The organism is Microbacterium sp. HM-570, assembly GCF_054165885.1.
In genome coordinates this window covers 1485401-1497059 of the sequence record NZ_CM135111.1, presented here as the reverse complement: position 1 = coordinate 1497059, position 11659 = coordinate 1485401, and the positions used below count along the sequence as shown (strand labels likewise).

The 11659-nt window shown below is 68.9% G+C and carries 9 protein-coding genes and 1 pseudogene; 5 read left to right on the top strand and 5 right to left on the bottom strand.

What is annotated here, in order from left to right; genetic code table 11:
* The 3 genes from ACT9TC_RS07075 to ACT9TC_RS07065 are packed head-to-tail and all read left to right on the top strand — an operon-like array spanning position 1 to position 2867.
* Entirely contained in the window at positions 1–861 is an 861-nt protein-coding gene (locus tag ACT9TC_RS07075; protein WP_458042658.1) for an alpha/beta fold hydrolase, read from the top strand.
* A gap of 9 nt (positions 862–870) precedes the next feature.
* Positions 871–1920 (top strand): lipoyl protein ligase domain-containing protein, encoded by a 1050-nt coding sequence (locus tag ACT9TC_RS07070; protein WP_458042657.1) that lies wholly within the window; start codon positions 871–873, stop codon positions 1918–1920.
* Positions 1917–2867: a DNA-methyltransferase gene (locus ACT9TC_RS07065; RefSeq protein WP_458042656.1), complete on the top strand. Its 951-nt coding sequence runs from the start codon at positions 1917–1919 to the stop codon at positions 2865–2867. The genes ACT9TC_RS07070 and ACT9TC_RS07065 overlap by 4 nt, the downstream gene beginning before the upstream one ends.
* Here ACT9TC_RS07065 and ACT9TC_RS07060 read toward each other — a convergent pair.
* The gene (locus ACT9TC_RS07060; protein WP_458042655.1) at positions 2840–4348 is read right to left on the bottom strand and encodes a carboxylesterase/lipase family protein; all 1509 of its coding nucleotides are present in this window, start codon (positions 4346–4348) and stop codon (positions 2840–2842) included. The two genes, ACT9TC_RS07065 and ACT9TC_RS07060, sit on opposite strands and share 28 nt — an antisense overlap.
* Positions 4345–4965: a TetR/AcrR family transcriptional regulator gene (locus tag ACT9TC_RS07055; protein WP_458042654.1), complete on the bottom strand. Its 621-nt coding sequence runs from the start codon at positions 4963–4965 to the stop codon at positions 4345–4347. The genes ACT9TC_RS07060 and ACT9TC_RS07055 overlap by 4 nt, the downstream gene beginning before the upstream one ends.
* Positions 4966–5064: 99 nt before the next feature.
* On the opposite strand from ACT9TC_RS07055, the gene ACT9TC_RS07050 reads away from it, so the two are divergent.
* On the top strand, positions 5065–7305 hold the full coding sequence (locus ACT9TC_RS07050) for a glycoside hydrolase family 3 C-terminal domain-containing protein (RefSeq protein WP_458042653.1): 2241 nt from the start codon (positions 5065–5067) through the stop codon (positions 7303–7305).
* 13 nt (positions 7306–7318) lie between these two features.
* Here the strand turns inward: ACT9TC_RS07050 and ACT9TC_RS07045 are convergent.
* Positions 7319–7999 (bottom strand): annotated as a pseudogene (locus tag ACT9TC_RS07045) (alpha/beta fold hydrolase); the annotation flags it as partial.
* A gap of 12 nt (positions 8000–8011) precedes the next feature.
* Here ACT9TC_RS07045 and ACT9TC_RS07040 point away from each other — a divergent pair.
* Positions 8012–9334 (top strand): cation:proton antiporter domain-containing protein, encoded by a 1323-nt coding sequence (locus ACT9TC_RS07040; protein WP_458042652.1) that lies wholly within the window; start codon positions 8012–8014, stop codon positions 9332–9334.
* Here ACT9TC_RS07040 and galK read toward each other — a convergent pair.
* Both galK and galT read right to left on the bottom strand, forming a co-directional pair.
* Positions 9294–10439: a galactokinase gene (gene galK / locus ACT9TC_RS07035; protein WP_458042651.1), complete on the bottom strand. Its 1146-nt coding sequence runs from the start codon at positions 10437–10439 to the stop codon at positions 9294–9296. The genes ACT9TC_RS07040 and galK overlap by 41 nt on opposite strands.
* Positions 10436–11587 carry a galactose-1-phosphate uridylyltransferase gene (gene galT, locus ACT9TC_RS07030; RefSeq protein WP_458042889.1) on the bottom strand — a complete coding sequence of 384 codons (1152 nt, stop codon included), beginning with the start codon at positions 11585–11587 and terminating at the stop codon, positions 10436–10438. The genes galK and galT overlap by 4 nt, the downstream gene beginning before the upstream one ends.
* Between the last annotated feature and the right edge of the window lie 72 nt (positions 11588–11659).

Below are 11659 nucleotides of genomic sequence, written 5' to 3'. Positions count from 1 at the left end.
ATGCCGGAGTACACCGACGCCCACGGCGTGACGATCGTTTACGACGTCCATCCCGCCTCGACTCCCGCCCGAGCTGTCGTGCAATTGCTGCACGGCGTGGGCGAGCACGCGGGTCGCTATGCCCGAGTGATCGACGACCTGACCGCGAACGGGTACACGGTGTACGCGGACGATCACCGCGGTCATGGTCGCACGGGGTTGCGTCAGCATGGCGACCCCGCCGATCTCGGGCGCCTGGGCAAGGGCGGCATGCCCGCCACGGTCGCGGCGCTCTGGCAGTTCACCGAGCTGATCCGCGCCGAGAACCGCGAGTTGCCGCTCGTGTTGCTGGGGCACTCGTGGGGGTCGTTCCTCGCTCAGATCCTCGTGAACGATCACCCCGACGCCTACGACGCCGTGATCCTGACCGGAACGGCGCTGCGGTGGCCCGCGTCGCTCAATTCCGGGCCGCTCAATGCGCCGTGGAAGGGGCCGGATGCCACGGGGCGCGAGTGGCTCTCGTCCGACCCCGCAGTGGGGGAGGCCTTCGGCGCCGACCCGCTGACCACCGACCGCCCGCTGCTCGCGCTTTTCGGTCCGATCGATGCGGCGCGACTCTTCGGGCGACCGCGGCGAGGGCTGCGCGACCTGCGCACCGCCGATCTGCCGGTGTTGATCATGGTGGGACGCGAAGACACGGTCGGGGGCGCGACATCCGCGCACCGTCTCGCCCGGGCGTATCGCGAGCGCGGCGGGCTCGATGACATCACCACGCTCATCTACCCGGGTGCCCGACACGAGGTGTTCAACGAGGTGCAGCAGGTCGAGGTCCGTGCGGACCTTCTGGCCTGGATCGAGAAGCGCTTTCCCGTTCGCGCCTAGTCTGGAGCCATGCACGGCGAATACAAGGTCCCGGGTGGCAAGCTCGTCGTCGTCGACCTCGAGGTACGCGACGGCCTGATCTCTGACTTCCACCTGGCCGGTGACTTCTTCCTCGAGCCCGACACGGCCCTCGAAGCCATCGATGCCGCCGTGCGAGGGCTACCCGAAACGTCCGATGTCACGGCGATCGCGGCGGCGGTGCGCGCGGCGCTTCCGTCCGACACGCAGATGCTCGGTTTCACGCCGGAATCCGTCGGCACGGCGGTGCGGCGGGCGCTCGTGACCGCGCCCGGCTGGAGCGACTTCGACTGGGAGGTCGTGCACGAGCCTGCCGTCTCGCCGCGCATGAACCTCGCGCTCGATGAGGTGCTGACCGCTCGTGTCGGAGATGGGCGACGACGTCCGACACTCCGCATCTGGGAGTGGAACGAGTCGGCGGTCGTCATCGGATCGTTCCAGTCGTTGCGCAATGAGGTCGACCCGGAGGGCGCGACGCGCCACGGATTCGATGTCGTCCGTCGAATCTCGGGCGGCGGGGCGATGATGATGGCCGCGGGGCAGATCATCACATACTCCCTCTACGTTCCGGCGGCGCTCGTCTCGGGCATGACCTTCGCGGAGTCGTATGCCTTCCTCGACGATTGGGTGCTGCAGGCCCTTCGCTCCCTCGGCATCGAGGCGACCTACCAGCCGCTCAACGACATCGCGAGCCCCACGGGCAAGATCGGCGGTGCGGCCCAGAAACGCCTCGCGAACGGTGGAGTGCTGCATCACGCGACGCTCAGCTACGACATCGACGGCCAGATGATGACCGAGGTCTTGCGCATCGGTCGCGAGAAGCTGAGCGACAAGGGCACGGTGTCGGCCGCGAAGCGGGTCGATCCCCTTCGTCGGCAGACGGGACTGGCCCGCGACGAGGTGATCGAGCGCTTCGTTCAAACCTTCACACGCCTCTACGGAGCCGAGTCCGGACATATCACGGACGAGGAATATGCCGAGGCGGCGGCACTCGTCGAGTCGAAGTTTGCGACCGACGCCTGGCTGCGCCGCGTGCCGTGACCGACCCAGCGCCCGAAGCGGCCGTCATCGGCGCAGCGCCCGGAGCATCCGTCGTCGTCGTCCAGGATGACAACCTGCAGGCGATGGCCGCGATGCCGGATGCTTCTTTCTCGCTGATCTATCTCGACCCGCCGTTCAACACGGGCCGCGTGCAGGGCAGAGCGATTCACACGTCCCGCCCGCTCGCCACAGAGGGTTCCTCCCGCCCGCAGGCCGCGGAGGCGCCCGCTCTGGTGAGCCCGGCCCCGGTCTTCCGGGGTTTCCACGGCCGCGACTACGAGCGGGTCGTCGGCCTGCTCCGTTCATACGATGATCGCTTCACCGACTATTGGGACTTCCTGGCGCCGCGCCTTGCGGAGGCCTGGCGTCTTCTCACCGCGGACGGGACGCTGTACCTGCACCTCGACTACCGAGAGTCGCACTACGCCAAGGTGGCTCTCGACGCCCTCTTCGGGCGGGACTGCTTCTTGAACGAGATCATCTGGGCATACGACTACGGGGCCAAATCGCGCAGCCGGTGGCCGACCAAGCACGACACGATCCTCGTCTACGTCAAGGATCCGGCTAACTACGTCTTCGACTCCGACGCCGTCGATCGCGAACCGTACATGGCGCCGGGGTTGGTCACACCCGAGAAGGCCGCGCGCGGAAAGCTGCCGACGGATGTCTGGTGGCACACGATCGTGCCCACCACAGGGCGGGAGAAGACCGGATATCCGACGCAGAAGCCCGAGGGGATCCTGCGTCGCATGATCGCGGCATCGACCCGCCCCGGCGATACCGTGCTCGATCCCTTCGCGGGCAGCGGCACGACGGGCGCCGTCGCGGGCGAGCTCGGGCGGCGCGCGGTGCTGATCGATCACAACCCCGACGCGATCGACGTGATGGCGAGACGGATGCCGGGGGCCGAGATCCGTCGTCAGCCGAGCGCGGCCACCGACGCGTAGGCGTCCGAAACGATGTCGGGAGATGAGCTTCCGACATCGAAAACCCGCGCGGCGCCACGTCTGCCCTGGGATGTCGCCGCCCAACCGGGCTCCCCGTCGCGCACGAACTCGACGGCGGCGCCGTGCATCGCGGCGGCAAGTGCGCGCGGGGGCGCGTCGCCCGCGATCGCGCTCACCCGAGGCGCATTCAGCACGTCGAAGAGGAAGGGCACATCGAGACAGTGCAGGGCGATGCCGTGCGTCGGTGAGATCCAGGAGAGCCGGTACAGCCAGGTGCCGGCGCTCGGCGCATCCGTGCTCCCCGCCGCACTGGCCCGGGCATCGGCGACGCGCGCCACGCCCGCGCGGAATGTGTGGTCGGTCACGTACCGACCCACGAGCCGGCCGGTTCCGCGCCCCCGAACCGCACGATTGTCTTTCAGGTAGCGCGAAGCCACCCTCCGGCTCGCACCGAGAGCGCGCAGGGCGAGACGCGCGGGGACGAAGCGCAGAATCTTCGAACCCATCGTGATCATCGTGAACTCGTCGTCGTTCGCGCCGATGACGAGCGGCTTGTTGGCACCGATTCCCGCGCGGAGGGATTCGAGCGTCGGCCGGGGAATCAGGTCGCCGTCGATGACCGGACCGAGGCCGACGCCGTCACGTAGCAGGCCGCGGGCGACGGCCAGGCCCTTCGCGTCGGGCTCTTGCGTGGCGCGTTCCTGGGCGTCGACGATCGCATCGGGACCCATTGTGGCGAAACCCTCGCGGTCGGGCGCGACGCCGAGGTGCTGGGCGAGGCGAGCGCCGATCGCGCGAGCCCGATCTGCTGCGATGTCGCCGAGGGCGGGCGACGAGCACCAGACCTGGTGGAACAGGTGTTGGGCCGCGGGCATCCCGAGCAACGTCAGCACGGCGCCGCCGCCGGCCGACTGCCCGGCGATCGTGACGCGGTCGGGGTCACCGCCGAAGAAGCCGATGTTCGCTCGCACCCACTCAAGGGCTGCGAGCCAGTCGCGCACCGCGCGGTTCTGCGGTGCGCCCTCGATCCATCCGAACCCGTCGAAGCCCAGCCGGTACGACAGCGTGACCGTCACGACCCCGTCACGGGCGAACGCCGCACCGTCGAACCACGGGCTGGCGGGGGACCCGGTTGTGTAGCCGCCCCCGTGAATCCAGACCCACACCGGCAGGCGCGAGCCGGGATCGGCGGCGGGGGTGAAGACGTTGACGTTCAAGGTGGCGTCGCCCGGCACGGGCGGCTCGGGAATCAGGGTGGTGTCGGCGAAGTCATGCCGAAGGGGAGTGGGCCCGTATGCGGATGCGTCGCGCACGCCTTCCCCGGGACGCGGCGCGGAGGGGGCAGCGAAGCGCAGGTCGCCGACGGGCGGTTCGGCGAACGGGATGCCGAGATACGCCTCGCCGGTGCCGCCAGGCGTACGGTGGCGAATGCCGCGCACGGCTCCCTGCAGGGTGTGTGCCTCGGGGGCAGTCGGGGTCATCGGGTGTTCTCCACTCGGGGGTCGAGGGCGCGGAACAGGGCGTCGATCGTTCCGGCCATGTCGAGGTTCGGGTCGAGCAGCCAGTGCGTTTGCAGACCGTCGGCGAGAGCGTGCACCACCGTCGCGAGGGTGGCGGGGGGAATGGTGTCGACGATCCGCCCCTCGTTCTGGAGTGTCGTGATCGCCGGGATCAGGAGTTCGCCGAGGTAGCGCCGACGGTCGAGGAAGAACTCGTGCGCCGGATGCTCGGGCGCTGCCGCGTCGACCGAGATATGCGCGAACAGCTGAACCAGGCCGGGTACATCCGCGTTGTGTCGAATGATGTCGAGAAACGATGTCAGCACCGCTTCGGCGGCATTACCGGCTGTCCCCTCGCGCTCTGCCCGGGGTGCGTGCGACGCGTGCTCGACCTCGTCGCGCTTGCGGAGGATTGCGGTGTAGAGCTCTTCCTTGCTGTCGAAATAGTGCAGCAGTCCCGCTTGGCTGAGTCCCGCAGCATCCGCCAACTCTCGAACCGACGTCCGCCGCAGGCCTTCGCGAGCGATCACGTCGAGCGCCGTCGTGAGGATCTCTTCGCGTTTGGCAACGCCTTTCGCGTAGGAGCCTCGTCGATTCATGGGTAGAGCGTAGACCGGATGCCTCTTGCCAATAAAAACCGAGCGACATACGCTTTTGATGGCGCAGGAAGAGCACGCGTCATCCACAAGGGAGTGAACATGTCCGATTCCGTCACCCAGCCGTCCGTCACCGACCTGACGCTGGAAGAGAAGGCGTCGCTCACGAGCGGTGCGGATTTCTGGACCACCACGGCCATCGAGCGTGCCGGGACGCAACCCGGCGTGCCGAGCATCATGATGACCGACGGGCCGCACGGCCTGCGTAAACAGGCCGAAGGGAACGATCACGTCGGCCTCGGGAACAGCGTGCCCGCCACCTGCTTCCCGCCCGCCGTCGGGCTCAGCGCGACCTTCGATCCCGAGCTCGCGGTGCGCGTCGGCGAAGCTTTGGGCATCGAATCCGCCATCGAGGACGTGGCCGTCATCCTCGGCCCCGGCATCAACATCAAGCGTTCGCCGCTCTGCGGTCGCAACTTCGAGTACATGTCCGAGGACCCGATCGTCTCGGGGGTTATGGGCGGGGCGCTGGTTCGCGGCATCCAGTCCCGCGGGGTCGGCGCCTCGCTCAAGCACTTCGCCGCGAACAACCAAGAGACCGATCGCCTGCGGGTCTCGAGCGATGTCGACCCGCGCCCGCTCCGCGAGATATACCTGCGCGGATTCCAGATCGCCATCGAGGACGCGCAGCCCTGGACCGTGATGTGCTCGTACAACCGCATCAACGGTGTCTATGCCTCGGAGGACCCGTGGTTGCTGACGAGCGTCCTCCGCGACGAGTGGGGCTTCGATGGTTTGGTCGTCTCGGACTGGGGTGCTGTCAACGACCGGGTCGCCGGTGTCATCGCGGGCCTCGATCTCGAGATGCCCGCGAGTGGTGGCGCAACGGATGCCCAGCTCGTTGCCGCGGTGCGGGACGGATCGCTCGACGAGGCCGCGCTCGATGTCGTCGCGGGCCGCGTGCTCGACCTCGTGCAGAAGGCCGGACGACGCCCCGCGATCGCCGGGCCGCTGGACGTCGATGCGCACCACGCCCTTGCACGCGAGGTCGCGGGACGCGCGATCGTGCTGCTGAAGAATGACGACGGGATGCTGCCGCTCGCGCCCGAGCAGAGGGTGGCGGTCATCGGCGCCTTCGCCGAGACGCCGCGCTTCCAAGGTGCCGGGTCATCGCTCATCAACCCCACCCGACTGGACGGTGCCCTCGATGGGTTCGCCGAATACGCGGCAGAGGGCGCGGTGACGTACGCACCCGGGTTCGCCCTCGACGGTTCCGGTGATGCCGAAGCGCTTCGCGCCGAGGCTGTGGCCGCGGCATCCGCGTCCGAGGTCGCCGTCGTCTTCCTCGGTCTTCCGGCGTCGGCCGAGTCGGAGGGCTTCGACCGCGAACACATTGACCTGCCGGCAGACCAGCTCGCGCTGCTCGACGCCGTCCTGGCCGCCAACCCGCGCACGGTCGTCATGCTCTCTAACGGCGGTGTCGTGGCGCTGCCCTTCGCCGACCGGGTACCCGCGATCGTCGAGGGCTGGCTGCTCGGCCAGGCGGGTGGCTCGGCCACGGCGGACGTGCTCTACGGCGCGGTGAACCCGTCGGGACGCCTCGCCGAAACCATCCCGGTGCGGCTCGAAGACAACCCCTCGTATGGCAACTTCCCCGGCGAGCACGGGCACGTGCGCTATGGCGAGGGCATGTTCGTCGGGTACCGCTGGTACGACGAGCGCGGCCTCGATGTGACATTCCCCTTCGGGCATGGCCTGTCGTACACGACCTTCTCGTACAGCGAGGCCGAGGCATCCGTCGACTCGAAAGGTGACATCGTCGTCCGCGTCGCGGTCACCAACACCGGTGATCGCGACGGTCGCGAACTCGTGCAGGTCTACACGTCCCTCCCCGGCTCGTCCGTCCAGCGTGCACCGCGCGAGCTCAAGGCCTTCCAGAGCGTCGCGCTCGAGGCGGGCGAGACGCGTGAGGTCGAGCGCACGCTGCGTCGAGCCGACCTGGCGTACTGGGACGTGCGCGTGGACCGCTGGGTCGTCGAGGGTGGCGAGTACGAGGTGCAGATCGGTGCTTCGAGCCGCGACATCTGCTCGGTCGTCTCGGTCGAGGTCGCGGGCGACGAACTCGTCCTGCCCCTCTCGCTCAATTCGTTGATCGCCGAGCTGATGGCGCACCCCGCGATGGGTGAGCAGATGCGGGCTCTGATGGGCGCGGCGTTCGGCTCGGGCGAAGGATCCGACGAGATGCTCCAGCTGCTCGGCTCGTTCCCGATCGGGCGCCTCGCGGCGTTCCCGAACGTCCCGCTCACGCGCGAGCAGGTGGCGCAGATGCTCGCGGGGGCCTGAACGACCCGGGCGATCAGGCGCGCAAGAACGCCAGCAGCACCTGCGACACCTCGTCACCGTGGGTGACGAGCATGCCGTGCGGGGCTCCCTCGATCTCGACGTAGGTCGCCGCGGGGAGCAGATCCCTGAAGCGCCGGGCCGTCGCATCGATCGGCAGGATGTTGTCGGCAGTGCCGTGCACGATGAGCGCGGGCACGTCGATGGCGGGGATGTCGGGCCGGAAGTCGGTCGGCCACGTCAGGGGCGCGGTGGCGATCGCAGCGTTGCCGGCCTGGTTGGCGACCTGGATGCTGGCGTCCAGGGCTTGTTGCGAGATGCGCGTGCCGAGGTTGTCGTCGAGGTTGTAGAAGTCGCCGAAGAAGTTCGCCACGAACGCGTAGCGGTCGGATGCGACGTCCGCCGCGATGCCGTCGAAGAACTCCTGCGGTCCGGCGCCGTCGGGGTTGTCGTCGGTGATGAGCAGATACGGCTCGAGCGAACCGAGGAATGCGGCCTTCGCGATGCGCTCGCTGCCGTGCCGCGACAGGTAGCGCGCGATCTCGCCCGTTCCCATGGAGAAGCCCACGAGCACCACGTCGCGCAGGTCGAGGGCGGTCAGCAGAGCGGCCAGGTCGTCGGCGAAGGTGTCGTAGTCGGACCCGGCCGCCGTCTTGGACGATGCGCCGAACCCGCGCCGGTCGTACGCGATCACCCGGTCGACGCCGCCATGTTCACGGCCATCGCGTTCTTCGCCGCGCTCACGTTCGTGCTCAGCGCGTTCTCGCTCATTCTCGAGCGTGTCGGGGTGCCGCCGCTCGTGCTCGCCATGATGGCCGGGGTGGTCGCAGGGCCGTTCGTCGGCGGGCTGATCGATCCTGCGGACCTCGGCCTCCGCGCTCCGCAGGCGATGGAAGAGATCACCCGCTTCGTCCTGACCATCTCGCTCCTGGGTGTCGCGCTGCGTCTGCCGACGGGTTATTGGCGCGCGAACGCACGGTGGGTCGCCGCCAGCATCGGCGTGGGGATGCTCGTCATGTTCGCCGTCGCGGCAGGTTCCGTCCTATTGCTCGGCGTGCCGCTGCTCACGGCGCTGCTGATCGCCGCCGCCATCACACCGACCGACCCCGTCGTCACGACGCCCATCGTGACGGGCCCGATCGCCGAGAAGCGCATCCCCTCCCGCGTCCGCTTCAACATGTCGTCGGAGAGCGGACTGAACGACGGACTCGGTTTTCTGCTCGTCATGCTGCCGGTTCTGCTGCTCGCGCGTCCCACCCGTGAGGCGTGGTCTCATTGGGCAGGGCATGTTCTGCTCTGGGAGGTTCTCACGCCCGTCGTCGGCGGTCTCATCCTCGGCGCCGCGGCGGGCTATCTGATGGATACGGCGGCATCGCGCAACTGGACGATGAGTGCTTCCTACCTGGGCTACGGAGTGGCCATGGCGCTCGCGGTGCTCGGCATCTTCCGGCTGCTGGGCACGGACGCGATCCTCGCGGTCTTCGTCGCGGCCGCCGCGTTCAGCGACCGGATCACGAGCGATCTGCGCCATGAACTCGGGCAAGAGATCGACGCGCTCGGACGCGTGATCATCATCCCCATGTTCGCTCTGATCGGGGTGATTCTGCCGTGGGGCGAATGGGGCGAGCTCGGCTGGGCGTGGCCCCCCGTGCTCATCCTGGCGATGCTCGGCCGGCGGATCGTGGGGATCTGGGTGACACGCCCCCTCTATCGGCGATTGCACACGCGCACCGAGTCCGCCTTCCTGTCGTGGTTCGGACCCGTCGGCGTCTCGGCGCTCTTCTATGCGAGCCTCGCGGCGGAGCGCACGGGCGACGCCCTCGTGTTCCCCGCCGTCACCCTGACGATCGCCTTGTCGGTGCTCGTGCACGGACTCACCGCGACGCCCGCCGGTGTGTGGCTGGCCCGCCATCCGGGGCGGGCCGTCGAGCCGGCCGGGTCGGGCGTAGGCAGGGTGTTTCCGCGTCGTGCTGGGCCCTGGAGCGGCGCCCCTACGCGTCGCGCCCGGCGCCCCGGGAGGGCGTCACGGTGAAGGTGTGCGGAGCGCCAAAGGAGCGGTCCGAGAACGCGCGACGCACCGCTCCCGTCACCGCACCGACGAGGTCCTCGGCGACGAGCGCGATCGCCGCCCCGCCGAAGCCGCCGCCGGTCATCCGCGCGCCGACCGCACCGGCCGCGAGCGCGGCATCCACAGCGGTATCGAGCTCGGGTGTCGAGATCTCGAAGTCGTCGCGCATCGAGACGTGCGATGCGACGAGCAGGTCGCCGATCGCGTGAGGTCCGCTCTCGCGCAGCGTCCGCACGGTATCGAGCACGCGATAGTTCTCCGTGACGATGTGGCGGACGCGCCGGAAGGTGACGTCGTCGAGGAGCGCCTGCGCCCGGGGAAGGTCATCGAGCGTCAGATCGCGCAGCGCGGGCACATTCATCGACGCCGCGCCCAGCTCGCACGACGCGCGGCGCTCGCCGTAGCCGCCGGTCGCGTGTGAGTGCTTGACGCGCGTGTCGATGACGAGCAGCCGGAGACCTGCCGCGTCGAAGCCGAGGTCGATGCTCTCGGTCGCGAGCGTCCGGCAATCCAGGAACGTCGCGGCATCGGCACGCCCGAGCATCGAGGCGACCTGATCCATGATGCCGGTCGGGGCACCGACGGCATCGTTCTCGGCCGTCCGCCCGGTCTTCGCGAGATCCAGCGGGCTGAGTCCGAGGTGCCAGAGGTCGTTCAGCGCGCTCGCGGCCGCGCCCTCGATGGCCGCCGACGATGACAGGCCGGCTCCGATCGGCACGTCGGACGAAAACGCCAGATCCAGGCCGGGCAGCTGGCGCACGTCCGTCTCCGTTGCGCGCAGGGCCGCCCAGGCGACGCCGAGCGGGTAGGCGGCCCACTCGGGAATGCCGTGGTCAGGGCTGTCGAACAGGGTCGGCAGCTCGACGAGTGCCACTTCGACCGGGTTCGGATCGAACGTCGACGCGACGTGGACGACGCGGTCGTTGCGGCGAGCCGCCGTCACGCGCGTGCGGTATTCGATCGCGAACGGCAGCACAAAGCCTTCGTTGTAGTCCGTGTGCTCGCCGATCAGATTGGCGCGGCCCGGAGCCGACCAGGTGCCTGCGTCGGTTGTAGAGGTGGGGATCATCGCTCGATTGCCTCTCGGATGCGGGCCGCGGAGTCCTCGGGGGCGATGTCGCCGATCCAGGCGCCCATCGCCGCCTCAGAACCCGCGAGGTACTTCAACTTGTCTGCCGCCCGCCGCGGGGAGGTGAGTTGCAGGTGCAGGCGCACAGTGTCGCGCCCGGTGTGCACGGGAGCCTGGTGCCAGGCGGCGATGTACGGGGTCGGGGCTTCGTAGAGGCGATCGACGCCGCGCAAGAGACGCAGATAGGCATCCGCCAACTCGTCGCGCTCCTCCGGACTCGTGGCGGCAAAGTCGGGAACGTGTCGCTTCGGTGCGAGATGAATCTCGACGGGCCAGCGGGCCGCGAACGGCACGTAGGCGATCCAGTGGTCTGATTCGAGCACAACGCGCGGCCCGTCGGCTTCGAACGCGATGATCCGCTCGAACAGGTCGGGTCCCTCGCGCTCGATCGACGCGAGCAGGGTCGACGTCCGCGGAGTGATGTAGGGGTACGCGTAGATCTGACCGTGGGGGTGACGCAGCGTCACGCCGATCTCTTCGCCGCGGTTCTCGAACGGGAAGACCTGCTGGATGCCGGGGAGTGCCGAGAGCGCCGCGGTGCGATCTGCCCACGCCTCGATCACCGTGCGAGCGCGCGTCGTCGTCTGCGTGCCGAAGGATCCCTCGTGTTCGGGGCTGAAGCACACCACCTCGCAGCGACCGACAGATGATCGGGTGCGGCCGAGCCCGGGTGCGACGAGATCGGTAAGACCCTGGGGCGGGTCGACGGCGCGGGGGGCCGTATCGGTGGGCTCGGCGAGTCCGGGTCCGAACGACGGCGACTTGTTCTCGAAGACCGCGACGTCGTACCGGGAGGGGATTTCGGACGGGTTGGTGGGGGTTTGCGGCGAGAGGGGATCGAGGTGCGCGGGGGGCAGGAAGGCCCGGTTCTGTCGCGCGGCGGCGACCGAGATCCAGTCGCCGGTCAACGCATCGCGGCGCATGGTCGCGGTGGCGGGACGCTCGCCGAGGGCGCGGGAATCGATGGCACGCTCGGAGCCGAGCGTGGTACCCGGGTCGTCGTAGTAGAAGAGTTCGCGGCCGTCCGCGAGGAGGGTGGCGCGGCGGACGATCCCGCCCGAGAGGGGCAGGGCATCGTCAGGAAGCATGTTCACGATAACACGCTATATTCCGCGGCTGATATCGTCAACATCGGAGGCACAGATGGCTAATTTGCAGCG